Source organism: Pseudomonas sp. NPDC089547 (genome assembly GCF_050280665.1).
Classification (GTDB): Bacteria; Pseudomonadota; Gammaproteobacteria; order Pseudomonadales; family Pseudomonadaceae; genus Aquipseudomonas.
Window position 1 is genome coordinate 48686 of the sequence record NZ_JBNNVS010000023.1, and the last position, 22608, is coordinate 71293.

Annotated in this window: 23 protein-coding genes; 6 read left to right on the forward strand and 17 right to left on the reverse strand. The window is 62.9% G+C overall.

Going from position 1 to position 22608, the window contains the following annotated elements; all coding sequences use genetic code 11:
- Positions 1-55: 55 nt before the first annotated feature.
- The 5 genes from ACQKPZ_RS17090 to ACQKPZ_RS17110 form a co-directional block, all read right to left on the reverse strand.
- Positions 56-769, reverse strand: coding sequence for an RHS repeat-associated core domain-containing protein (locus ACQKPZ_RS17090; protein WP_427540251.1), 714 nt, complete (start codon positions 767-769; stop codon positions 56-58).
- Between the two features lie 254 nt (positions 770-1023).
- Positions 1024-1941 carry a biotin-dependent carboxyltransferase family protein gene (locus tag ACQKPZ_RS17095; RefSeq protein WP_427540254.1) on the reverse strand — a complete coding sequence of 306 codons (918 nt, stop codon included), beginning with the start codon at positions 1939-1941 and terminating at the stop codon, positions 1024-1026.
- Entirely contained in the window at positions 1938-2624 is a 687-nt protein-coding gene (gene pxpB / locus ACQKPZ_RS17100; protein ID WP_427540257.1) for a 5-oxoprolinase subunit PxpB, read from the reverse strand. The genes ACQKPZ_RS17095 and pxpB overlap by 4 nt, the downstream gene beginning before the upstream one ends.
- Entirely contained in the window at positions 2621-3400 is a 780-nt protein-coding gene (locus ACQKPZ_RS17105; RefSeq protein WP_427540260.1) for a 5-oxoprolinase subunit PxpA, read from the reverse strand. Before ACQKPZ_RS17105 ends, pxpB begins: the two co-directional genes overlap by 4 nt.
- A 9-nt stretch (positions 3401-3409) precedes the next feature.
- Entirely contained in the window at positions 3410-4696 is a 1287-nt protein-coding gene (locus ACQKPZ_RS17110) for an MFS transporter (protein WP_427540263.1), read from the reverse strand.
- Between the two features lie 130 nt (positions 4697-4826).
- Between ACQKPZ_RS17110 and ACQKPZ_RS17115 the strand changes: the two genes are divergently transcribed.
- The gene (locus ACQKPZ_RS17115) at positions 4827-5738 is read left to right on the forward strand and encodes a LysR family transcriptional regulator (protein ID WP_403199276.1); all 912 of its coding nucleotides are present in this window, start codon (positions 4827-4829) and stop codon (positions 5736-5738) included.
- Positions 5739-5872: 134 nt separating this feature from the next.
- Here ACQKPZ_RS17115 and ACQKPZ_RS17120 read toward each other — a convergent pair whose 3' ends face one another.
- Genes ACQKPZ_RS17120 through ACQKPZ_RS17130 form a run of 3 tightly spaced genes read right to left on the reverse strand, consistent with a single transcriptional unit; the run spans position 5873 to position 7692 of the window.
- Positions 5873-6394: a DUF2937 family protein gene (locus ACQKPZ_RS17120; RefSeq protein ID WP_427540266.1), complete on the reverse strand. Its 522-nt coding sequence runs from the start codon at positions 6392-6394 to the stop codon at positions 5873-5875.
- A gap of 9 nt (positions 6395-6403) precedes the next feature.
- The gene (locus tag ACQKPZ_RS17125) at positions 6404-7177 is read right to left on the reverse strand and encodes a class II glutamine amidotransferase (protein WP_427540269.1); all 774 of its coding nucleotides are present in this window, start codon (positions 7175-7177) and stop codon (positions 6404-6406) included.
- 17 nt (positions 7178-7194) lie between these two features.
- A complete protein-coding gene (locus tag ACQKPZ_RS17130; protein WP_391126839.1) occupies positions 7195-7692 on the reverse strand; it encodes an MFS transporter in 498 nt (165 codons plus the stop codon).
- A gap of 200 nt (positions 7693-7892) precedes the next feature.
- Between ACQKPZ_RS17130 and ACQKPZ_RS17135 the strand changes: the two genes are divergently transcribed.
- Positions 7893-9935: a S9 family peptidase gene (locus tag ACQKPZ_RS17135; protein WP_427540271.1), complete on the forward strand. Its 2043-nt coding sequence runs from the start codon at positions 7893-7895 to the stop codon at positions 9933-9935.
- 140 nt (positions 9936-10075) lie between these two features.
- On the opposite strand, the gene ACQKPZ_RS17140 is transcribed toward ACQKPZ_RS17135, so the two are convergent.
- The gene (locus tag ACQKPZ_RS17140; RefSeq protein WP_427540274.1) at positions 10076-10354 is read right to left on the reverse strand and encodes a hypothetical protein; all 279 of its coding nucleotides are present in this window, start codon (positions 10352-10354) and stop codon (positions 10076-10078) included.
- A 132-nt stretch (positions 10355-10486) separates the two neighbouring features.
- On the opposite strand from ACQKPZ_RS17140, the gene ACQKPZ_RS17145 reads away from it, so the two are divergent.
- Both ACQKPZ_RS17145 and ACQKPZ_RS17150 read left to right on the forward strand, forming a co-directional pair.
- Positions 10487-10858 carry a YajD family HNH nuclease gene (locus tag ACQKPZ_RS17145; protein WP_016488597.1) on the forward strand — a complete coding sequence of 124 codons (372 nt, stop codon included), beginning with the start codon at positions 10487-10489 and terminating at the stop codon, positions 10856-10858.
- 71 nt (positions 10859-10929) lie between these two features.
- Positions 10930-11400, forward strand: a complete 471-nt coding sequence (locus tag ACQKPZ_RS17150; RefSeq protein WP_028693028.1) for an RNA methyltransferase — start codon at positions 10930-10932, stop codon at positions 11398-11400.
- A gap of 75 nt (positions 11401-11475) precedes the next feature.
- On the opposite strand, the gene ACQKPZ_RS17155 is transcribed toward ACQKPZ_RS17150, so the two are convergent.
- The 6 genes from ACQKPZ_RS17155 to gabP form a co-directional block, all read right to left on the reverse strand.
- Positions 11476-12966 (reverse strand): aldehyde dehydrogenase, encoded by a 1491-nt coding sequence (locus ACQKPZ_RS17155; protein ID WP_427540277.1) that lies wholly within the window; start codon positions 12964-12966, stop codon positions 11476-11478.
- A 13-nt stretch (positions 12967-12979) separates the two neighbouring features.
- The gene (locus ACQKPZ_RS17160; protein ID WP_391126853.1) at positions 12980-13873 is read right to left on the reverse strand and encodes a dihydrodipicolinate synthase family protein; all 894 of its coding nucleotides are present in this window, start codon (positions 13871-13873) and stop codon (positions 12980-12982) included.
- 73 nt (positions 13874-13946) lie between these two features.
- Entirely contained in the window at positions 13947-15275 is a 1329-nt protein-coding gene (locus tag ACQKPZ_RS17165) for an MFS transporter (protein WP_427540279.1), read from the reverse strand.
- A 182-nt stretch (positions 15276-15457) separates the two neighbouring features.
- Entirely contained in the window at positions 15458-16777 is a 1320-nt protein-coding gene (locus ACQKPZ_RS17170; protein ID WP_427540282.1) for an NAD(P)/FAD-dependent oxidoreductase, read from the reverse strand.
- Positions 16778-16838: 61 nt separating this feature from the next.
- On the reverse strand, positions 16839-17555 hold the full coding sequence (locus ACQKPZ_RS17175) for a GntR family transcriptional regulator (protein ID WP_391126862.1): 717 nt from the start codon (positions 17553-17555) through the stop codon (positions 16839-16841).
- Between the two features lie 379 nt (positions 17556-17934).
- Entirely contained in the window at positions 17935-19332 is a 1398-nt protein-coding gene (gene gabP, locus ACQKPZ_RS17180) for a GABA permease (protein WP_427540284.1), read from the reverse strand.
- Between the two features lie 273 nt (positions 19333-19605).
- Here gabP and ACQKPZ_RS17185 point away from each other — a divergent pair, with 273 nt between their 5' ends.
- Complete coding sequence (locus ACQKPZ_RS17185) at positions 19606-19944, forward strand: YgaP family membrane protein (RefSeq protein ID WP_427540287.1); 339 nt, start codon at positions 19606-19608, stop codon at positions 19942-19944.
- A 133-nt stretch (positions 19945-20077) separates the two neighbouring features.
- On the opposite strand, the gene ACQKPZ_RS17190 is transcribed toward ACQKPZ_RS17185, so the two are convergent.
- Positions 20078-21286: a hypothetical protein gene (locus ACQKPZ_RS17190; RefSeq protein ID WP_427540290.1), complete on the reverse strand. Its 1209-nt coding sequence runs from the start codon at positions 21284-21286 to the stop codon at positions 20078-20080.
- Between the two features lie 41 nt (positions 21287-21327).
- Positions 21328-21777, reverse strand: a complete 450-nt coding sequence (locus ACQKPZ_RS17195) for a YcgN family cysteine cluster protein (protein WP_427540292.1) — start codon at positions 21775-21777, stop codon at positions 21328-21330.
- Between the two features lie 144 nt (positions 21778-21921).
- Here ACQKPZ_RS17195 and ACQKPZ_RS17200 point away from each other — a divergent pair, with 144 nt between their 5' ends.
- Entirely contained in the window at positions 21922-22515 is a 594-nt protein-coding gene (locus ACQKPZ_RS17200) for a nitroreductase family protein (RefSeq protein WP_427540295.1), read from the forward strand.
- Positions 22516-22608 lie beyond the last annotated feature (93 nt).

Below are 22608 nucleotides of genomic sequence, written 5' to 3' on the forward strand. Positions count from 1 at the left end.
AGCGCTTAAGTATTCTCAGCGAAGTGTTCTGAACAAAAACCTAATACTGAAACACCTACTGCCGGCGCCAAGAGCTTATATCCTCAAGAGCAGGGGCAAGCAGCCTTTTGGCCACCGATCTCAGCCGCACATGGGCACGATCCCGTTCAAATTTAATTTGATTTCTCAAAATGAGAAGCTGCTGGACTATTTGCCCGGCCTCCTCAGGAGACGGAGCTTGATCAAACGCTTCAATCTTCGAAGTCACCTTGAGCCGACGCTCACGCACGTCCTGAAAAATCTCATTGGACGAGGCAAACAAGCCATTCGGCACTGGGGCCAGTGGGTCGCGACTTAACGCCAAAACATGATTTAGAACATTTGACGCTTCCGCGCCCTCTATATGTAAAAGATACTCCGGAGAGCTCTTGACAAGCTCCAGAAGTTCGCCAGGAGTGGATAGATTGAGTTTAACTCTTGTCTCATTCCAGGTAAGTTTGAGTCGACGAGATCTTCCCGCTTCGATTCGAATGGGTACCGGAGCTTTTCCTGTCGGATCGTTGTAGTTGACTGGATCACCACTACAATAGGCGTAACCGTTGATTCCACCAATGCCAAAAGGGCTCAGCGAGTCTGAAGATGTAAACCTCATCAAGGCCGGGTTGTAAGAGCGTAGCCCGGCGCCGAGCGGATAGCATCCTGAGCTATTATCTATGCGCTCGCCATCATACCCAAGCTTAGATAACTGCATCAGCAGTGATAAGGAATAGCCGTACGCCGTATAGTTCATATGCCCTCGGCAACCTTTGTAGTAACAAAGCCAAAGTACACTTGAAGACAACCTTGGAAACTCTCACCCAACAAAATACCCCTGATCCTTCATAGGTCAACTATCAGAATTACCAGGCTCATGCTTTTGTGACGTTAATTGAACACCTGTTCGGGCCTCTTCGCGGGCACGCCCGCTCCCACAGATATGGCGCAGGCCTGAGGCTTGTGCAACTCCCTGTGGGAGCGGGCGTGCCCGCGAAAGGGCCAGTGGCCTTACAACCAACGGTCCAGGTATACCTTCTGCTTGTGCCAAGCCTCGTCCTGCACCACGGGCCTGAACCTCACCACCGCCCCCGGCATGCACTGCGCCAGCTGTGCCAGCGCCAACGGCGTCAACGCCCCCAGCCGCGGATACCCGCCAATGGTCTGCCGGTCATTGAGCAACACGATCGGCTGCCCGTCCGGCGGCACCTGCACCGCCCCCAGCGGAATACCTTCAGAAATCATCGGGGCGCCCTGATAGACCAATTGCGGCCCCAGCAGGCGGATGCCCATGCGATCGGCCCGGCTGTCCAGCGTCCAGTCACTGTTGAACGCCTCGAACAGGCTGGTACCGCTGAAATCACCAATCTGCGCGCCCATCACCAGGTCGAGCACAGGCTTTTGTACGTACTGCGGGCGCAACGCATGCGGCACCTCGCGCAGGATTGCATCGTGACCGGGGAACGCTAATGCCTGGCCTTTAACCAGCGCAGCCCCTTGGCCATCGATGCCACCCAGCTCTTCACGTACCACCGTGGCACAACTGCCCAGCACATCTTCGCCCATAAACCCGCCCGGTGCCGCCAGGTAAGCCCGAACGCCCTGCTTAGGCTGCTTCAGGGTCAAGCTTTGCCCCTTGGCCAGGGCAAAGCTGCGCCAGGGGGCCAAAGGCTGATCATCAACCCGCGCATCCAGATCGGCACCAGCCAGCGCCAGCACGCAATCCTGCTCCGCCACCACACTGAAGCCACCCAACGCCACCTCGACCACCGGCGCTCCCAAGGCGTTGCCCAGCAGCCAGTTGGCCCAGTGCATCGCCACCCAGTCCAGCGCGCCGCCCTGGGTTACGCCCAAGTGGCGCACGCCGAAGCGCCCGGCGTCCTGCAACTGGCACAATGGCGTACTGGCCTCGATCTTCAACTGCTTCATCCCTGCGCCTCCACATCACCACCCAAGGCCAGGAATTCGCTGCGCGAAACCGGCACGAAGCGCACCCGGTCACCGGGTTGCAACAGGCTGTAACCCTCGCGATCCCGGTCGAACAGGCGCACCGGGGTACGGCCAATCAGGTTCCAGCCGCCCGGCGATACCGCCGGATACGCTGCCGTCTGCCGCTCGGCAATGCCCACGCTACCCGCCGCCACGCGCTTGCGCGGTGTGCTCAGGCGCGGGCTGGCCAGGCGTTCGTCCACCAGGCCCATGAAGCCGAAACCGGGGGCAAAGCCCAGGGCAAATACCGGATAGTCGCGCTCGCTGTGCAAGCGGATGACATCGGCTTCACTCAAGCCGCTGCGGGCTGCCAGCACAGGCAGTTCCGGGCCGACACTGGCGTCGTACCACACCGGGATTTCATGTCGCCGGCCGCCGCTGCCGGCGTCTGGCTGCAAACCGTCCAGCGCCTGGGTGATCAGCGCCCTCGCCTCACCCGGCGGCAGGTCGAACTGCACCATCAGCGTGGTGTAAGACGGCACCAGGTCAAGCAGATGCTGGCCGAACGCAGCGCTCAAGCGTTGGCTGGCGGCGAGCATCCATGGCATGTTGGCCTCGTCGATACGGTCGAACAGCCGCACCATCAGGCTGTCGATGGCCACCACTTCGATGCGCAGCCTCATCGTGCCTCCAGCGCATCAAGGGCCTGGCGTATCTGCCGCACCGCCGCCACCGAACTGTCGTTGTCGCCGTGCACGCACAGGGTACTGGCTTGCAGGCGCAGGGCACTGCCATCAGCCGCCACCAACGTGTCGTCGCGGGCAACACGCACAGCCTGCTCCACTACCAGCGCCGGGTCGTGGTGCACCGCACCGGGCAGGCGTCGCGACACAAGATGACCGCTGGCGGTGTAGGCGCGATCGGCGAACGCCTCGAACCACAGCGGCACGCCGACTTCATCGCCCAGCGCCTGGGCGGCGCGGTTGTCGGCAGTGGCCATGAGCATCAGCGGCAGGTTGCTGTCGTAGGCCGCCACGGCCTCCAGCACCGTGCGCAGCTTGAGCGGGTCGGCCATCATGTCGTTGTACAGCGCGCCATGGGGTTTCACATAGGCCACGCGGCCCCCCAGCACCTTGCAGATACCCTCCAGCGCGCCGATCTGGTAGTGCAGCAAGTCGCGGATTTCCTCCGGGCTGCAAGCCATGGAGCGGCGGCCAAAGCCGACCAGGTCCGGGTAGGCGGGGTGCGCGCCGATGGCCACGCCATGCTCCAGCGCCAGGGTCACGGTGCGGCGCATGATGCCGGGGTCACCCGCGTGGTAGCCACAGGCGATGTTGGCGCAGTCGATGTAGGGCATCACCTCGGCGTCCAGGCCCATGCGCCAGCTGCCGAAACTCTCACCCATGTCGCAATTGAGTAGCAGGCGTTCCACCACGTGGTCTCCCTTGTTGTTGTCCATAGGCCTACCTTACCGCGCCTTGAGCTGTTTGCCGCGGGTTTCCGGCAGGCTCAGGGCCGCCATGATGACGATCCCGTAGGACACTGCGGAGAACACGCCAATGCCCAGGCCCAGCGGTACATTCTGGCCGAGCATGCCGATCATCAACGGGAACAACGCCGCTATGACCTTGCCGATGTTGTAGCAGAAGCCCTGCCCCGAGCCACGAATGCGCGTGGGGAACAGTTCGGTGAGGAACGCGCCCATGCCACTGAAGATGCCCGAGGCAAAAAAGCCCAGCGGGAAGCCCAGCCACAGCATCACGCCATCGCTGACCTGCATTTGCGTGTACAGCAGCACGATGATGAACGAGCCCACGGCGAACAGGATGAAGTTCTTCTTGCGCCCCAGCAGGTCGGACAGGTAGGCGCTGACCACGTAACCCACGTACGAGCCAACGATCACCATGGCCAGGTAGCCCCCCGTGCCCAGCACGCTCAGGCCGCGCTCGTTCTTGAGGAAGGTCGGCAGCCATGAAGTGATGGCGTAGTAGCCACCCAGCGCACCCGTGGTCAGCAGAGACGCCCGCACAGTGGTCCAGAGCATGCCCGGGGCGAAGATTTCGTAGAAGTGCGAAGGTGCCTCGGCCTTTTCTTCTGCCTTGGCCTCGCGATACACCTCGGGGTCCTTGACCAGGCGGCGAACGAAGATCACGAACACCGCCGGCACCAGGCCCAACAGGAACAGCGCGCGCCAGGCCTGCTCTGGCGGCAGCCAGGAGAACAACAGCGCGTAGAGGATTGCCGTGAGGCCCCAGCCGATGGCCCAGCCAGACTGCACCATGCCCACCGCCTTGCCGCGGTCCTGGGCACGGATCACCTCGCCGATCAGTACCGCGCCAGCCGTCCATTCACCGCCGAAGCCAAAGCCCATCAGGGTGCGGGCGATCAGCAACTGTTCGTAGCTCTGGGCAAAGCCGCACAGGAAGGTGAAAAAGGCGAACCACAGCACTGTCAGTTGCAGGGTACGCACCCGGCCGATGCGGTCGGAGAGGATACCGGCTACCCAGCCACCCACGGCCGAGGCTATCAGTGTGCTGGTGTGGATCAACCCGGCTTCGGTAGTGGTGATGCCCCACAGCATGATCAGTGTGGGGATGACGAAGCTGAGCATCTGCGTGTCCATGCCATCCAGGCCATAGCCGATCTTGCAGCTCCAGAAGGTGCGCCGTTGCTGTTTGTCGATATCGCGGTACCAGGCGAAAGGCCCGGACGAAGGGGGGGAACTGACCTGCTGCTGCACGCCGGTAGAGTTCATGGATGCCTCGGCTTGTTGGTATTGTTTTATGGGCGACATAAAGCGTCGCGGCCTGGGCACCATTGTTCAGAGGCCGCAGCGCTTGCGTCCAACGAGAAAAACCGCCGGTCTGGAACAAGAAAAACTGATCATGAACCTTCGTTTCCTCGAAACATTCGTCTGGGTCGCCCGGCTCAAGAGCTTCCGCCTGACGGCAGAAAAGCTGTTCACCACCCAGGCCTCGGTGTCCAGCCGCATTGCCGCGCTGGAGGCAGACCTGGGTGTGAAGCTGTTGCTGCGCGATTCTCGCGGGGTCAGCCTGACCCCGGAAGGCGCCAAGGTGCTGGAATACGCCGAGCGCATGCTGGAAACCGCCAAGGCCATGAAGCAATCGCTGGACAGCGACCGGGCCAAGGTCGGGCGCATTCGGATCGGCGTGATGGACACGGTCATCCATACCTGGATGAGTGCGCTGGTGGCGGAGCTGACCGAGCGCTACCCGCAGGTGGAAATCGAACTGGTGGCCGACACCGCGCTGAACCTGCGCGAACAACTGCAGAAGGGTTTTCTCGATGTGATCCTGCAGACCGACCTGCTGCGTGAGCAATCGATCCGCAGCCTGGACCTGGCGCGCTACCCGATGGGCTGGGTGGTGGCTGCCGGCTCGCACCAGCACCGGGACTACGCCTCGCTGGCCGAGCTTGGGCGCGAGCGGATCATCACCTTCTCGAAGAATTCGCGGCCACACCAAGAGGTGTTGAGCTTGCTGCAAGCTGCGGGGGCCGAGGCGCCACGGCTGAACTGCGTGAACTCGGTGGCGGCGATTACCCGGTTGTTGCGTGACGGGTTTGGCATTGGTGCGCTGCCGCCGGCGCTGGTGGATGCCGAGTTGGGCCGGGGCGAACTGGTGCTGCTGCAAGGGCTGCAACCGCCGCCCGGCCTGGAGCTGGTGGTGGCCTGGCAGACCGGGGTGGCGTTGGTCGATGAGGTGGTCGGGGTTTGCCGGCAGGTGTTGGAGGGGTACGCGCGTGATGTGGGGGGGCAGCGGATCGTGCTGGTCTGAAAGATTGCTTTTGCCTGTGCCGGCCTCTTCGCGGGTAAACCCGCTCCCACAGGTACTGCATCAACCTTGAGAGCTGTACCATCCCTGTGGGAGCGGGTTTACCCGCGAAGAGGCCGGCACAGCTACCGCAGAAATCAGCGCCAGCTCTCTTTTACAGCCCTGCGCCGCCCACCGAGGATCACCCAGCCAATTCCCAGCAACAGGCTTTCAACCACGAATGCCAGCACAAAACCGGCACCAACGCCCCAGCCAACCGCTTCGGGCACCAGCAGAATCTGATAGCTGTAGCCATTCAGCGTCTCTTCGCGCAGCTGTGGGTCGGCCTGTATCAGCACATGCCAGGTTCGCTGCGCCCAAGGCCCTTGCAGCGCCTGCCATTCGTTTTCCAGCAGTTCGTTGCGGATCATCAGGCTTTCGATGCTGTTGGCATCACTGTTGAACACCGGGTCGTCACTGCTGCGGTAATGCCGCAGCAGCGCCTGCAAGTCGCCCTTGAAAAAGCGCTCGGCCGTTTGCCGGAAACCATCCAGCGCCTCGCGCGACTCGAACAGGTGCGCTTCGACCCGCTGGCTATAGTCCTTGACCAGTCCCGGGACCTGGATACCGGCCAGCAGGCCGAAGGTGAACAGCAGCAACCGCAGGTAACTTCTGAACATGCAGCGTCCTTAGCTCTGGCCGTGCGCCACACATTCGCCGTGCCGCCACAGGGCCCATTGACCCGGCTCGTAACGGTGCCAGGTCTCGTTCTCGGTCAGGGCCTCGGTGGCAATCACCGTGACCACGTCGTTGGGGGTGGTTTCGGTATGAAAATCGACGATCAGGTCGACATCCTTCAACCGCGCAGCACCAAACGGCGCACGGCGGGTAATGTGTACCAGCTTGGTCGAGCAGAAGCAGAACAGCCAGTCGCCGTCACTGAGCATGCAGTTGAACACGCCCTGGCCACGGTAGCCGGCACAAGCTTCGACCAGCACCGGCAGCAGCTGTTCCACCGGCACTGGCTCGGGGAAGGCGCTGCGGATGCGGTTGAGCAGGTCGCAGAAGGCCGCTTCGCTGTCGGTGTCGCCCACCGGCCGGTAGAAACTGGCCAGGCCCTTGAAGTCGCCCAATTGGCCGTTGTGCGCAAAACACCAGTTGCGGCCCCACATTTCCCGTACGAACGGGTGGGTGTTGGACAGGCACACCTTGCCGACGTTGGCCTGGCGGATATGGCCGATCACCACTTCGCTCTTGATCGGGTAGCGCTGCACCAGGTTGGCCACTTCCGACTCGCTGCTCGCTGCCGGGTCCTGGAACAGGCGCAGGCCACGGCCTTCGTAGAAGCCGATGCCCCAGCCATCACGGTGCGGGCCAGTGCGCCCGCCGCGCTGCATCAGGCCGGTGAAGCTGAAAACGATATCGGTAGGGACGTTGGCACTCATGCCCAGCAGTTCGCACATCGGCGTGTCTCCTGCGCTTACAGACGGGGCTCGACCCGGCCATTGCCGCGTGGTGCGGCCGGGCGTGGGTCGTCGCGGTAACGGTCACCGCGCTCGGCGGCCAAGGGGGCATGGGCGGCGAGCTGGTCATCTTCGGCGGCCTGGCGCTGGGCGGCGGCCTCGGCTTGCTCGCGGCGCTCGCGGGCGCGTTTTTCCAGCGGCCAGCGCAGCAGCACGAAGAGGAAATACAGGCCAAAGGCAATCATGCCGTACATGGCGAAGTCGGACACTGCACGCCAGGCGTTGTTACCGACCTTGAAGGCGACATCCAGGGCGGTGATGGCGATGGCCGGGGCGAAGCTGTCCTTGACCGGGTCGACCACGGTCGGCGTCAGCAGCAGCACCGCCAGCACCACCCGCAGCGGTTCGCGCAGCCAGCGCCACATCCAGCCGGTCAGCTTGAAGCCCACCAGCAGGCAGCCCAAGGCGGCCACAGCGTAGAGGCCCCAGAGAAGGGTGTAGTCGTTCTCGGTCATGGTGTTCGTGCAAGCCAGGCAAAGAGATGCCTATGATAAACACTTTTCCGGGCGCAGACAGTGTTTGCCTGTACCGGCCTCTTCGCGGGCTCGCCCGCTCCCACAGGTACTGCGCACTGCTCGAGGACAGTGGTGATCCTGTGGGAGCGGGCAAGCCCGCGAAGAGGCCGGCCCAGGCAACCCCAATCAAGAGATCCTCAATGCCAACCAAGCCCCAACCCCCGATTGCCAAAGCCGATCAAGCCGCCGACCCGTACGCCTGGCTGCAACAGCGCGACACCCCCGAGGTGCTCGCCTACCTGCAAGCCGAAAACGCCTACCAGGAGGCCTGCCTGGCCGACCAGGCGCCGTTGCGCGAGCAACTGTTCGAAGAGATCAAGGGCCGTATCCAGGAAACCGACCTGTCGCTGCCGTCTCCCTGGGGCCCTTACCTCTATTACACCCGCACCACCGCTGGCGACGAATACCCGCGCCATTACCGCTGCCCTCGCCCGGCCGACGACTCCAACACCGTCGATGAAAGCCAGCAGCAACTGCTGCTCGACCCCAACGCCCTGGCCAATGGCGGCTTCCTGTCGCTGGGCGCGTTCAACGTCAGCCCCGACCATCGTCTGCTGGCCTACAGCCTCGACACCAGCGGCGACGAAATCTATGCCCTGTACGTCAAGGACCTTGCCACTGGCAACGTCACCGCCCTGCCCTTCGACGATTGCGACGGCAGCCTGACCTGGGCCAACGACAGCCAGACGCTGTTCTTCGCCGAACTGGACGACACTCACCGGCCCTGGCGCCTGCGCCGCCACACCTTGGGCAGCGAAGCTGTGCAGACCGTGTTCGAAGAAACCGACGGGCGTTTCTTCCTGCACTGCTACCGCTCCAGTTCCGAGCGCCAACTGGTGCTGCTGCTGAACAGCAAGACCACCAGCGAGGCCTGGGTACTGGACGCCGAAACCCCACAGGCGCCGTTCACCTGCCTGGCGCCGCGTGTCGAAGGCCATGAGTACTTCCCCGACCATGGCCAGCTGGACGGCGAGTGGCGCTGGTTCATCCGCACCAACCAGGACGGCATCAACTTCGCCCTGTACCACGCCCCGGTCGTTCCGGTGCCTAGCCGTGAACAATGGCAGGTGCTGGTGGCACACCGCGATGCGATCATGCTCGAAGGCCTCAGCCTGAATGCCAGCGCCCTGACCCTGAGCCTGCGCGAAGGCGGCCTGCCGATTATCGAGGTACGCCCGCAAGGCCAGGTGCCTTATCGCGTCGAGCTGCCGGACGCCGCCTACAGCCTGTACGTGCAGGACAGCCTGGAGTTCGCCAGCACCCGCATACGCCTGCGCTACGAAGCCCTCAACCGCCCGGCCCAGGTGCGTCAGCTGGGGCTGGCCACGGGTGCCCAGGCCGTGCTCAAGCAAACCCCGGTGCTAGGGGCATTCGATGCCGATGACTATGTAAGCGAGCGCCTGTGGGCAACCGCAGCGGACGGCACTCGGGTGCCGATCAGCCTGGTGCGTCGTCGCCAGGACCTGGGCAAGACCGTGCCGCTTTACCTGTACGGCTACGGTGCTTATGGCGAAAGCCTCGACCCGTGGTTCTCCCATGCGCGCCTGAGCCTGCTGGAACGTGGCGTGGCCTTTGCCATCGCCCATGTGCGTGGCGGCGGCGAACTGGGTGAAGCCTGGTACCGCGCCGGCAAGCAGGAGCACAAGCCCAACACCTTCAACGACTTCATCGCCTGCGCCGAGCACCTGATCGCCGAGGGCGTGACCACTGCTGGCCGGCTGGCCATCAGCGGCGGCAGCGCAGGCGGCCTGTTGATGGGCGCAGTGCTCAACCTGCGCCCCGAACTGTTCCGTTGTGCAATTGCCGAAGTGCCGTTCGTCGACGTGCTCAACACCATGCTCGACCCCGAACTGCCACTGACCGTGACCGAGTACGACGAATGGGGCAACCCTGAAGAGCCCGAGGTGTATGAGCGAATCAAGGCGTATGCGCCGTACGAGAACGTGAAAGCGCAGGCCTATCCGGCCATGCTGGTGGTGGCGGGCTACAACGACAGCCGCGTTCAGTACTGGGAAGCAGCCAAGTGGGTGGCGCGGTTGCGTACGCGCAAGACCGACAACAACCTGCTACTGCTCAAGACCGAGATGGGGGCTGGCCATGGCGGCATGAGCGGGCGGTATCAGGGGTTGAAGGATGTAGCGCTGGAATATGCGTTCGTGTTTGAAGAGCTGGGTATTGTTTGAGATAGCCGGGGGCGCTTTGCGCCCCTTTCGCGACACAAGGCCGCTCCTACAAGGGAACGCGATCGCCTGTAGGAGCGGCCTTGCGTCGCGATGGGCTGCAAAGCAGCCCCAAAAACTCCACAGCCACGCACATCCTTCAGTCAATCATCATCCACCGCCGGCTTCTGGGGCTCCGGCCGCAACCCCGGCAATGGCTGGTCCTTTGGCGGCCCGGGCACGGGCATTGGCGGCAACAAGGGCGCCCCCGGCTGGCTGTCATAGGCCTTGGGCGGCGTACTCGGGGTTATCTGCGGGTATGGCGTGGGCGTCGGCGTACCCGGTGCACCAGGCACGGGCGTCGTCAACCGGGGTGGCGTGCTTGCGGCTTCGGCCATGGGCAGGCCAGCCATCAACAGCGCGGTGAGGATCGCGTGAAACATCTGCAACCTCCTGTCGGGAACCTTCCTACAGGCTACGCCTAAATCAAACCTTTCGCCTGTCCGCCTGCCCTGCAAGCGCGCTAGACTCAATGACATAACCGTCATTTGCCTGATCAGAACCAAGGAAACATCATGAGCTCCACCTCTTCCGCCGCCGCCACCGCGCGCCTCGACCGCATCCTGGCCGATGCCAAGCGTGACAAGGAAATGGGCTACCGCGACAAGGCCCTGAGAATGTACCCGCACGTCTGCGGCCGCTGCGCCCGCGAGTTCGCCGGCAAGCGCCTGAGCGAGCTGACCGTGCACCACCGTGACCACAACCACGACAACAACCCGCAGGACGGTTCCAACTGGGAACTGCTGTGCCTGTACTGCCACGACAACGAGCACTCGCGTTACACCGACCAGCAATACTTCAGCGAAGGCTCCACCAGCACCCCGAGCATTGCCAAGGCCACCCACAACCCGTTCGCCGCACTGGCGGGCATGTTGAAAAAAGACTGACCATCGATTCGCCCCCCGCTGCTACCGGGCAGCCCGTATAATCGCGCTTTTTTCGCGAAGGGCCCCGGTACGTGGCAAACAAACGATACAGCTGCATCGGCCTGTTCAACCCCAAATCGGCAGAAAACGTCGGCTCGGTGATGCGCGCGGCGGGCTGCTATGGCGTGAATTCGGTGTTCTACACCGGCAAACGCTACGAACGTGCGCGTGACTTCGTCACCGACACCAAGCGCGTGCATTACGACATTCCGCTGATCGGCATCGATGACCTGCAACGCATCATCCCGCTGGGCTGCACGCCGGTGGCGGTGGAGCTGGTGGAAGGTGCGCGGCCGCTGCCGGAATATACCCACCCGGATCGAGCCATTTATATCTTCGGACCCGAGGATGGCTCGTTGAGCGAAGACGTGCGGGGGTGGTGTGAAGAGACCATCTACATACCCACCGAGGGTTGCATGAACTTGGCGGCGACGGTGAATGTGGTGCTTTATGACCGCATGGCCAAGGGGCTGAATACCCGGTCGGGGCCCAAGTTCAAGTAATAAAAAAGGCCGCCACTGCGTAAGCAGGGCGGCCAGGTGCTGAGCTCCGTCAGAACAGCACCGGTCTTGCTCAGATCACGAAGCGTTGATCCAGATGGTCTTCAGCTCCGTGTATTGGTCATGGGCCCAGATGGACTTGTCGCGCCCACCAAAGCCAGACTCCTTGTAGCCACCGAACGGCGTGGTCACATCGCCTTCACCGAAGCAGTTCACGGTCACCACGCCCGCGCGGATTTCCCGCGACAGGCGCAGCGCGTTGCGCAGGCTGCCGGTGTAGGCCGAAGCGGCCAGGCCATAAACGGTGTCGTTGGCCAGCTCGATCGCCTCGTCGATGGTTTCGAAGCTGGTCACGCTCAGCACCGGGCCAAAGATTTCCTCGACGAACAGCTTGTTGTCGCGGCTGACGTTGTCGACGATGGTCGGCTGCACGAACACGCCTTCCTCGGTCTCGCCACCCTGAACGATGCTGAGCTTCTGCTCGGCAGCGTATTCCAGGTACGACTTCACCTTCTCGAAGTGCGATTTGCTGACCATGGCGCCCAGGCGGTTTTCCGGGTCGAGCGGGTCGCCCAGCTTCCAGTCTTTCAGGTGCTTGGCGATCAGGCCCAGCAGCTCGTCCTTGACGTCCTTGTGCACGATCAGGCGCGAGGAGGCGGAGCAGTTCTCGCCCATGTTCCAGAACGCACCCGCGGTGACGAACTGGGCCACTTCGTCCAGGTCTTCGCAGTCGTTCATGACCACGGCCGGGTTCTTGCCACCCAGCTCCAGCACGATGCGCTTGAGGTTGGACTCGGCCGCGTATTTCAGGAACAGGCGGCCGGTATCGGTAGAGCCGGTGAAGCTGACCATCGGGATGTCCATGTGGCGGCCGATGGCTTCGCCCACTTCACGGCCACCGCCAGGCACCAGGTTGAACACACCGGCCGGGATGCCAGCCTCATGGGCCAGTTCGGCCACGCGCAGGGCGCTGAGGGTGGTTTCCTTGGCCGGCTTGACCACGATCGAGCAACCGGCGGCCAGCGACGGGGCGATCTTCCACGCCAGCATCAGCAGCGGGAAGTTCCATGGCAGCACCAGGCCGACCACGCCAATGGCTTCACGCACCACCATGGTCACGGCAGCATTGCCGGTCGGCGCGGTGGCGTCGTAGATCTTGTCGATCAGCTCGGCGTGCCAGCGGATGGTGTGGATGGTTTCCGGCACGTCGACGGTCTGGCACTCGCTGACCGGCTTGCCGCTGTCCAGCGCTTCCAGCACCGCCAGCTCGTGGGCGTTGTCTTCGAGCAGTTGGGCGAACTTCTGCAGCACGTGCTTGCGGTCGTTCGGCTGCATCTTCGACCAGGTGCCCTCTTCGAACACGCGCTTGGCCGCAGCCACCGCAACGTTGACGTCGTTGACGTCGCACGCGGCGACCTCAGCCAGCTGCTTGCCGGTGGCCGGGTTGGTGGTGACGAAGGTGCGACCGGAGATGGCATCGCGGAATTCACCGTCGATGAACGCCTTGGTGCGCAGTTGCAGGTCGGCGGCGATGGCCGCGTATTGTTCCTTGCTCAGCAATTCAGCCATTTTTCCAGCCTCCTTATTTGATCTGGGCGATGGTGGCCTTCAGTTCGGTGACCACACGTTGCAGCTCTTGCTTCTCGGCGGCGTCCAGGTCGTACAGCGGCTTGCGCACACCACCGGTGCTCAGGCCATTCAGGGCCACGCCGTTCTTGATGGCCTGGACGAACTTGCCACCTTCGAGGAAGTCCATCAGCGGCATCATGGCAGCCATGATCTTGCGGCCCTTGTCGAAGTCTTTCTCGATCACGCAGGCCTCGTACAGGGCCACGTGCTCGCGCGGGATGAAGTTGGAGCCGGCGCAGACCCAGCTCTTGGCGCCCCAGGCGAAGAATTCCAGGGCCTGGTCGTCCCAGCCGCAGGACAGCTGGATGTTCGGGCGTTTGATGGCCAGGCGGTGCAGCTGGGCCATGTCACCGGAGCTTTCCTTGATGGCGACGATATTTTTCACGTCGGCCACGGCGTCGAAGAACTCTTCACCCATGCTTACGCTCATGCGGCCTGGGTAGTTATAGAGCATGATCGGCAGGCCGGCGGCGGCGTCAACCGCTTTGACGTGCAGGGCGATTTCCTGCTGGGTTGGCAGCGCGTACGGCGGGGTGCCCACCAGCAGCGCATCGGCCTTGATTTCCTTGGCGTGCTGGGCAAAGGCCACTGCGTCTTCGGTGCGGATGCCACCGGTGCCGACGATCAGCGGCAGGCGGCCGTTGAGCACGTCCTTGGCCTGGGCGGCTAGTTCGATGCGCTCCTGGGTGGTGTGGGCGTAGTACTCGCCGGTGGAGCCACCAATGATGACGCCGTGGATTTTCGACTCGACCAGGTATTCGAGGACCTCGGCAAACGCTGCCTTGTCGATCGAGCCGTCCGCAGCCAGCGGAGTGATTGCCGGGGTGTAGATGCCTTCGAATTTCACGGTAGGTTCTCCAGTGCGTTGCTCAGTGTTGTTAAGGCCGCCACGCAACCACGCGGCGGTGGGTTGTAAGGCTTCAGCCAAGCGAAGCAGCTTGTTGCAGGTTTAGCGAGCGGGTTTCCGGGGCCAGGGCGACCGAGAAGGCCAGGCCGACGAAGGTCACGGCAGCAGCGGCATACATGGTGGCGCCGATGCCATAGCTGTCGAGGGCGATGGGCACCAGCCAGGTGCCAACTGCGGCACCGACCCGCGACATGGAGGTGCCCACGCCCACGGCGCCAGCGCGGATTTCGGTGGGGAACAGTTCGTTGGGGTACACCAGTTGCAGCACCTGGGCGCCACCGATGAACAACGCATAAGCCCCGAACAGCACCAGGATGAGCATCTCGTTGCCATTGCTGAAGGCCCCCAGGCCCACCAGCGCCAGCCCCGACCAGAAGAAGCTGTGCAGCAGCGTGGTGCGCCGGCCGATGGTGTTGAGCAGGCGGGTGCCGACGATGCAACCGACCACGAACAGGAAGGTGATGGCGATGGAACCAATCGAGGCCCAGTCCCCTTTCAGGTTCAGCGCGCCCAGCACTTTCGGGGCGAACGCATACACGGCAAACACCGGGATCACCGAGCAGGTCCAGAACATGGTGACGAACAGCATGCGCTTGCCGTAGCCGGAGTGCAGCAGGCTGAGGAACGACAGCTTGCGGGTCTTGGGCTCTTCCGGCAGGTTCTTCAGCGAAAAACCGTTGCCGTAGACGCGCTTGATCACCTGCTCGGCCTCGGCCGAACGGCCTTTGCTGATCAGCCAGCGTGGCGACTCCGGTGTACCCAGGCGGATGGCGAACAGCAACGCACCGATAACCGCCGCGCTGGCCAGCACCAGGCGCCAGGCGTCGTCGCCACCGTGGCGCAGGATGGCCTCACCGGCCAGGTAGGCGGTAGCGGCGCCGGCAAACCACAACACGGTCAGGGTAGCCAGGCGCGGGCCGCGGTTCTTCTTCGGCAGGAACTCCACCAGTAGAGAGGTGGCGACCGGGTATTCGATACCCACGGCGATACCGATGGCGAACCGCAGCAGGAACAATGCAAGCGCCGACTCCACCCAAAGCTGCGCGACCGAGGCCAGGATGAACAGGGTCGGGCCAACGAAGAACACGCGCTTGCGGCCGAAACGGTCGGTCAGCCAACCGCCGAAGAAGCCACCGAAGAAAATGCCGATCAGCGCCGAGGCAGCAATCATGCCCTGCCAGAAACTGGTGAGGCCCAGGCCTGCAGACATCTGCACCATGGCCACGCCTATAATGCTCAGTACATAGCCATCGACGAACGAGCCGCCACCGGAACGCAGGGTCAGCAACTGGTGGAAGCTGTTGATCGGTACATCTTCAATCGAAACATTCGGATTTGTCATTGTTGTTCCTACCACGTCTGCTACTTGCACATTTTCAAGGCGAGCGCGTCCGCGAAACTGAAAACTGCACTCAGCCCCGGGTGACCGGACTACGCATCTCGATCATCAAATTCGGGCAAGCCGCGCCCGTGCCGGCCAACTAACGCCGACGCAAATGTTGTATGGCCTAACTCAGGTAACGATCAGCTCTCTTTGCCTGCGCGGAACTGCCCCCACATCAGGTTGGCGTTCAGACCCAAGGAAACCAGGGGCTGTGGTGGGTTTGCACAAGGCCCGGGGGCATTGAGCAGAAACTCGATCAATTCGTTCTTGTCACCGGCCAGCCAGTCGGCCAGCAACTTACCGGTGACGGTGCCACGGGTAACACCCAGGCCGTTACAGCACAGTGCGCCAACCACATTGGGCGCCAACTTGCCGAAGAAGCCCATGTGGTTGCGTGACAGTGCCAGTGCACCGCCCCAGGTATATTCAAAGTCCACAGCAGGCAACATCGGGAAGCGCCGGGCGAACGATTCACGGTGGCGCTCCACGAAGCGCTCCAGGTACTTGCGGTTGCTGCGCCCGTCGGGGTTGTAGCTGAAGCTGTTGCGGATCAGCAGGCGGTTGTCCACCGTGCGGCGCATGGTGGTGCCGAACGGGTCGGCCGGAATGACGCCCCAGTAGGGTTTGCCCCCCAGGCGCGCCTGCTCTTCCTCGGTCAGCGGGCGGGTGATGCTGCCGTAGGTGAACACCGGCAGCATGCGGCCCTTGAGGAAACCGAAGCTCATGCCGAAGGCGTTGGTGGTGAGTACCAGCTTGTCGGCCGTGATCGAGCCGTTGGCATGGCGCAGCACAACCTTGTCGCCGTATTCGACGTCGGTGATCGGCGTGTGTTCGTACAGCGAAACATTCGCCGGCAAGCTGTCGGCCAGGCCTTTGACCAATGCCGAAGGTTGCAGCAAGGCAGTGCCCGGGGTGAACAGGCCCTTGCGGTAGAAGTCCGTGCCGATGTGATCAGGCAAGTCGCGGCCTTCAATCACTTCGTAGGGCTGGCCAAGCTTGTCCAGGCCCCGGCGGTAGGCGTCCAGCACGGCAATGCCGCGGTCTTCGATGGCCGCCTGGTACTTGCCGCAGTGGCGGAACTGGCACTCGATGTCGTACTGCTCGATCAGGTCCTTGAGGTACTGCTGGCCCCCCAGGTTGAGCTTGAGGATGGTCTTGGCGATGTCGATGTCGCCGATGTAATCCTCGGCACCGATATCGTGCGGCAGGTCGATGGCAAAGCCAGCGTTGCGCCCGGAGGTGCCGAAGCCGACTTCCTGGGCTTCGACCAGCACGATCTCGTCATGCGGAAAGTTCGTTGCCAGCTGGCGTGCGGCAGCCAGGCCGGTGAAGCCAGCACCCACCACAACCCAGCGCGCGTGGCTGTGGCCACTGTGGGCAGGCCTTGGCGTACGCGGTTTGCTCAGGTGGTACCAGCCACAGGTGGCATCATCGGCAGGTAACGAACTTATTTTTGTCATCTCACTAACCTGGATCTTGTTGTCGACGGGCGGTCAATGCCAGAGGCCTGACCTTGGTAATTCATATCTGGATCGGTACATCCAGCCCTTGCGGTGCGGCGTACTCGGCCATGCGCCGGCGCGACAGCTCGAAGTGCTCGCGCACCAGTTGGCCGGCAGCTTGCGGGTCGCGGCGTTCGATGGCCTGGATCATCTGCTCGTGCTGCTCGCAGGCGATTTCGAGGTCGCGCTGCATGTCGTCGGTGGTCGGGTGGCGGTAGAAGATCTTGCCCAGCCGGGTGTGGTCGATCAGCAGGCGGCGCAGGCTCGGCAGCAGGTAGTCGTTGTGTGCCATCTTGCCGATTTCCAGGTGGAAGGCGTCGTTGTAGAGCACGCGGTTTTCCACGTCGCGCTCTTCGATAGCCTGACGGAACTGGGCCTGGATGCCTTTGAGCACTTCGATTTCTTCAGTGCTGGCGTAGGTGGCGGCCAACTGGGTGGTGGCCACATAGATAAGCGGCGCGGCAACGTAGAAGCTGTGCAGCGACTCGTGGTTCATGGCGGCGACGCGTGGCGCGCGGTTGGCTTCCAGCTCGATGTAGCCTTCGGCGGCAATCTGGCGCAGCAGCTCACGGACAGGGGGGCGCGACAGACCAAATTCGTCGCACAGGGCCAGTTCGTCCACCACGGCGCCCGGGGCCAGTTCCATGCTGAGGATCCGGCGGCGCAGCGCTTCGGCCAGGACGGCTTTGCGGTCCGGCGGCACTTCTGCGGCGAGTGGTTGAACGGTGGCTTTCATGGCGGCCTTCTTTGTTGTCATAGAGCTATGTCTACTATTTGTATAACGACTATAGGGCACTGTTAGACAATGTGTCTACAGCATTTTCGATGAACGGTGAAATCAGTTTGGGCCTTTGTTTTTAGGGGTTTCAGCGGGGTCCAAGGGTGGGATTAAACACCCTTGGGGCTGCATTGCCAAACCGGACAGGTAATTATCCAGATCAGACAAATGTGCAAAATGTGCCGGCCCCTTCGCGGGCTTGCCCGCTCCCACAGGTCCGGCGCAGGCCCTGAAAGCTGTGCTGTACCTGTGGGAGCGTGCAAGCCCGCGAAGGGGCCGGCACAAGCAAAAAAGCCACCTGCAAGCAGGTGGCTCTCTTTCATTCACACAAATCCAGTTACGCGGTCGCCAAGCCCTCGCGCCGTGCATGCCGCTTGCTGGTAATCACCCCCAACACCAAAATCACCAACGCCAGTGCAAAGGTCAGCGACACCTCCATACGGTGCTTGGGCATGACGAACATGGTGCCCAGGGCAAAGATGATGAAGCCGATCACTGCATAGGTCAGCCACGGGTACAGCCACATCTTGAAGGCAATCTCCACGTTCTGCCGTTGCAGGATGGCGCGCATGCGCAGTTGCGAGAAGGCAATTGCCAGGTACACCAGCAAGGCGATCGACCCGGAGCTGGCCAGCAGGAAGGCAAACACCTCGGCCGGGGCGAAGTAGTTGACGATGGTCGCCAGCATGCCGATCAGCGTACTGCCGATCACCGCCGCACGCGGCACGCCCACCTTCGAGGTGCGCTGGATGAAGCCCGGCGCATCACCGCGCTTGCTCAACGAGTAGAGCATGCGCGAGGAAATGTAGATGGACGAGTTCAGGCAGCTGGCCACCGCCACCAGCACCACGATGTCCACCAGTTGCTTGGCATACGGGATGTTCATGATTTCCAGTGCCCGCTGATACGAGCCCTGTACCGGCAGCAACGGGTCGTTCCACGGCACCACCGAGATGATCACGAAGATCGACAGCAGGTAGAACACGCTGATGCGCCAGATCACCGAGCGGGTAGCCTTGGCGATGTTGCGCGCAGGGTCCTTGGATTCGGAGGCGGCAATGGTGACCGCTTCGGTACCCAGGTAGCTGAACATGGTGGTCAGCAAGGCGCCGATGATCGCCGTCCAGCCATTGGGCATGAAACCGCCCTGCTGCTCCAGCAACAGCGGCAGACCGCTCACTTCACGCCCCGGCAACACACCGGCCAGGGCTGCTGCGCCCAAGGCGATGAAAGCGACGATGGCGATCACCTTGAGCATGGCGAACCAGAACTCGAACTCGCCATACTTGGCCACACTGAAGAGGTTGGTGGCGGTCAGCAGCACGGTCATGCTCAGGGCGAAGAACCAGGCATCAATGTGCGGGAACCAGTTATTGAGTACCACGCCAGCGGCAATGGCTTCGATCGGTATCACCAACACCCAGAACCACCAGTACAGCCAGCCGATGGTAAAGCCGGCCCAACGGCCGATGGCGCGGTCGGCATAGGTGGAGAACGAACCGGTATCGGGGCTGGCAACGGCCATTTCCCCAAGCATGCGCATCACCAGCACCACCAGCGCGCCGGCCAGTGCATAGGCGACGATGGCCGAGGGGCCGGCCGCCGCAATGGCGTGCCCGGAGCCGATGAACAACCCGGCACCGATCACCCCGGCGATGGAGAGCATGGTCACATGGCGTTGCTTGAAGCCTTGCGCCAGCTGATTGCCGGCGCCACTCGCGCTTGTCATTGTCATCCTGATCCCTGCTTTTGTTTTCTTTGTGGGGGGACGTGAAGCTCCTGGATCGAAACCCAGCGTGGATGAGCTTCGCGCCCGGTCACGGTACGCCAGCGAGGGGCTGGTCAAGTTGCCTGGATCCGCCACGGACTTGACCATAAATGACATTGGCAGCCTTGGAACCTGCATGGCAGAGCCTTCTGCGCGACACGGGATGTCGCCCGGCGCACCGACTGAACCCTGGCGGGGGTTAGCAGGTCAGCTGCTTACACTTCACAAGGAGGCCTTGCCATGCTCGATATCCATAACGCGAAATCGTCGCAGCACAATGTCCATGGCCTGGAACGGGTCGGCTCGCTCGCCGGTGGCGCATTGATGTTCAGCAAGGGGCTGCGCCATGGTGGCCTGGTCGGCTTGCTGCAGATGGTGGTGGGGGGGATTGCAGTGGCTCGCGGGGTCAGCGGGCATTGCTCGACCAAGGCGTGGTTGCAGCAGCATCGGCAGGAATATCACCGGCTGCGGTTGGATATAGAACGCAGTGCGGCGGAGCTGGAGGCGTTGAAGGCCAGTGCCAAGGCGGCGACCAGAGGGGTGACGGTAACTGGCAAGGATCCGTTGGCTGACAGTTGACTAATGCATTGCCCGTACCGGCCTCTTCGCGGGCTTGCCCGCTCCCACAGGTATTGTGCAACCTTGGAAGGCCGTGCAGTACCTGTGGGAGCGGGCAAGCCCGCGAAGAGGCCGGTGCAGGCGATTGAGATACCTAACGCAGCGCCTTGCTCTGCAACACCTCGGACTTGCGCCCCAGCACGTTCTCGCTGATCTGCACGAAGTCTTCGGTACTCACGCTGGGCAGGCGCATCAACCCGCGTACCACATCGTCCAGCGAACGCTTGGCCTGGGTATGAATACGGATTTCCTTGTCCAGTGCCTGTAGCAGCATCACCCCACGTGCCACCTGGGCGGGGCTGGCCCGTTCGCCCTTGAGCCGGGTGACCTTGGCGCCCTGCTTGCTCAGCCGTGCCTGCCAGGCCAGGTACCGGTCGTCACTCACCCCACCGGCGCGGCGCAGCAGTTCGCTGGCATAGTAGTCGGTCAGGCTTTCCACCAGCCAGTCACTCCCATCACGCCCACGAATCTGCGCAAACAACTGCACCACTTCGCGCAGCAACGGGCTGCTGCCGTTCTCGCTCACCATCGGCCGGGCGCTGTGCAGGTACAGCGAACCCTGCGCAGCCATTGCCCCACGCCACATGCCATCACGGGCACCCACCAACAACAGTTTTGGCGGGTTGCGTGGGAACACGGCCTGCAACTGCGGCCACACGAACGTCAGCAGGGTCAGGCTGTCCATGCGTCGCATGCCCTGCCCCACCGGTGCAGCCACGGTGACCTCGGTATCGCCCAGGCGGGCACGGCGGCTGCCCAGGTCACCAGCCAGCATCCAGCCGGTGGGGCGGTCGAACAGGCGCGAAACGTTGTCGATGCGGAACTTGTCCTTGCCAATGCGCGGCCAGGAGGTCTCGATGCTCTTCCAGCCCTCGGGCAGGTCGAACGCCAGGCGCGCCACCAATTCGGTGCCATCCTGCTGGTCAAGGCGCGCAGGCGGTACCAGCTGGTCGCCAAGGAACAGCGCCCAGTGCGGGGTAATGCGCGAGGAATAGGCGCCGCTGGCGAGCTTCTGGTCCAGTTGCACGCGGTAACTGAGGCTGGTCTTGCCGGCCGACGGCTGCCACACGCCGCGCTGCCCCTGCACTTGCCATTGGCCATCAGCCTGGAAAGCGCTATAGGCCCCGGCCTTTCCCAGGTCGAAGTCGAGGCGGCGTACGGCACTGCCATCTGCCAATGTGAGGCGGACTTCAGCCTGGCCACTGGCTGGCAACAGGTGCACCTGGTAGTCGAGGTCGACCTTTTTCGCCCAGGCCGGCGAACTGGCCATCAGGCCCAATAACAAAAACAGCTGGCAACGCATACAGAAACTCCTTGTTTCCCCGTGGCAGCGGGCCGCGCCGGTCAGCTGGCACGGAAGATCAGGTGGTCTTCCCAGTCGTCTTCGTGCACATCGTCTTCACTGAGCATACGCCCCGACTGGGAAATGCGCTGTTCATGGACCTGCTGGCGATCGCCGCAGACCAGGTGGTGCCAGGCGGGCAGGTCCTTGCCCTCGCTGACCAGGCGGTAGCCGCAGGTGCTTGGCAGCCACTTGAACTGGTCGGCCTTGCCCGGGGTAAGCTGAATGCAGTCGGGCACGTGGGCGAAGCGATTGGGGTAGTCGCTGCACTGACAGGTGTGCATGTCCAGCAGCTTGCAGGCGATGCGCGTGTAATAGACGCTGTTGTCGTCCTCGTCCTCGAGCTTTTGCAGGCAGCACAGGCCACAACCGTCGCACAGCGACTCCCACTCTTGCGGGCTGAGTTGTTCGAGGGTCTTGCGCCGCCAGAACGGCGCGTTTTCAGCGATCATCACACGGGGTTCCTGCATTCATCTTGGGGCCACGGCGCGCGGCGGCGCCAGTCTAGAGCCTGGCCTTCGGCAAAGCCAGACCGCTTGTCAGTCGCGACGGGACGCAGTAGCGTGCGGGTTTCCCGTCCGTTTGCAGGAGCAGTCATGAGCGCCACCCCCCGCATCGCCGATTACGCCATCAACGAGCAGTTCATCAACCGCTGGTCCCCACGTGCTTTCACCGCCGAACCTATCAGCGAAGAAACCCTGCTGAGCTTCCTGGAAGCCGCGCGCTGGGCACCGTCTGCGTACAACTCGCAGCCTTGGCGCTTCCTCTATGCCCGCCGCGACACGCCGAGCTGGGAGCGTTACCTGAGCCTGCTGGTGCCGTTCAACCGCAGCTGGGCGCAGCAGGCGTCGGCATTGGTGCTGGTCATTTCCAAGACTACGTTTGCCGCCCCGGGTGCTACGGAAGAAAAACCCGCGCTGTGGCACACCTTCGACACCGGCTCCGCCTGGGGGCACCTGGCGTTGCAGGCCAGCATCAGCGGCTGGCATACCCATGGCATGGCCGGCTTCGACCAGGACCTGGCCCGTCAGGAACTGAAGATTCCCGAGGGCTATGTCCTGCATGCCATGGTGGCGATCGGCAAGCTGGGTGACAAGGCCAGCCTGGATGAAGCGCTGCAATCGCGTGAAGTGCCGAGCCCGCGCAAGCCGTTGAGCGAGCTGGCGGCCGAGGGTGATTTCAGCCTGTAAGCCTTGTGTTGCTTGTACCGGCCTCTTCGCGGGCACGCCCGCTCCCACAGGGATTGCACAGTACCTGAGGGATGCGGGGTACCTGTGGGAGCG

Bases quoted from the DNA above. Each gene is read 5' to 3' on its own strand.
- ACQKPZ_RS17140 (WP_427540274.1), bottom strand. From the start codon at position 10,354: ATGTTTCACGCGATCCTCACCGCGCTGTTGATGGCTGGCCTGCCCATG.
- ACQKPZ_RS17130 (WP_391126839.1), bottom strand. From the start codon at position 7,692: ATGACCGAGAACGACTACACCCTTCTCTGGGGCCTCTACGCTGTGGCC.
- ACQKPZ_RS17115 (WP_403199276.1), top strand. From the start codon at position 4,827: ATGAACCTTCGTTTCCTCGAAACATTCGTCTGGGTCGCCCGGCTCAAG.
- ACQKPZ_RS17170 (WP_427540282.1), bottom strand. From the start codon at position 16,777: ATGACAAAAATAAGTTCGTTACCTGCCGATGATGCCACCTGTGGCTGG.
- ACQKPZ_RS17095 (WP_427540254.1), bottom strand. From the start codon at position 1,941: ATGAAGCAGTTGAAGATCGAGGCCAGTACGCCATTGTGCCAGTTGCAG.
- ACQKPZ_RS17105 (WP_427540260.1), bottom strand. From the start codon at position 3,400: ATGGACAACAACAAGGGAGACCACGTGGTGGAACGCCTGCTACTCAAT.
- ACQKPZ_RS17125 (WP_427540269.1), bottom strand. From the start codon at position 7,177: ATGTGCGAACTGCTGGGCATGAGTGCCAACGTCCCTACCGATATCGTT.
- ACQKPZ_RS17110 (WP_427540263.1), bottom strand. From the start codon at position 4,696: ATGAACTCTACCGGCGTGCAGCAGCAGGTCAGTTCCCCCCCTTCGTCC.
- ACQKPZ_RS17090 (WP_427540251.1), bottom strand. From the start codon at position 769: ATGAACTATACGGCGTACGGCTATTCCTTATCACTGCTGATGCAGTTA.
- ACQKPZ_RS17175 (WP_391126862.1), bottom strand. From the start codon at position 17,555: ATGAAAGCCACCGTTCAACCACTCGCCGCAGAAGTGCCGCCGGACCGC.
- gabP (WP_427540284.1), bottom strand. From the start codon at position 19,332: ATGACAATGACAAGCGCGAGTGGCGCCGGCAATCAGCTGGCGCAAGGC.
- ACQKPZ_RS17120 (WP_427540266.1), bottom strand. From the start codon at position 6,394: ATGTTCAGAAGTTACCTGCGGTTGCTGCTGTTCACCTTCGGCCTGCTG.
- ACQKPZ_RS17200 (WP_427540295.1), top strand. From the start codon at position 21,922: ATGAGCGCCACCCCCCGCATCGCCGATTACGCCATCAACGAGCAGTTC.
- ACQKPZ_RS17185 (WP_427540287.1), top strand. From the start codon at position 19,606: ATGCTCGATATCCATAACGCGAAATCGTCGCAGCACAATGTCCATGGC.
- ACQKPZ_RS17190 (WP_427540290.1), bottom strand. From the start codon at position 21,286: ATGCGTTGCCAGCTGTTTTTGTTATTGGGCCTGATGGCCAGTTCGCCG.
- ACQKPZ_RS17165 (WP_427540279.1), bottom strand. From the start codon at position 15,275: ATGACAAATCCGAATGTTTCGATTGAAGATGTACCGATCAACAGCTTC.
- ACQKPZ_RS17135 (WP_427540271.1), top strand. From the start codon at position 7,893: ATGCCAACCAAGCCCCAACCCCCGATTGCCAAAGCCGATCAAGCCGCC.
- ACQKPZ_RS17145 (WP_016488597.1), top strand. From the start codon at position 10,487: ATGAGCTCCACCTCTTCCGCCGCCGCCACCGCGCGCCTCGACCGCATC.
- pxpB (WP_427540257.1), bottom strand. From the start codon at position 2,624: ATGAGGCTGCGCATCGAAGTGGTGGCCATCGACAGCCTGATGGTGCGG.
- ACQKPZ_RS17195 (WP_427540292.1), bottom strand. From the start codon at position 21,777: ATGATCGCTGAAAACGCGCCGTTCTGGCGGCGCAAGACCCTCGAACAA.
- ACQKPZ_RS17155 (WP_427540277.1), bottom strand. From the start codon at position 12,966: ATGGCTGAATTGCTGAGCAAGGAACAATACGCGGCCATCGCCGCCGAC.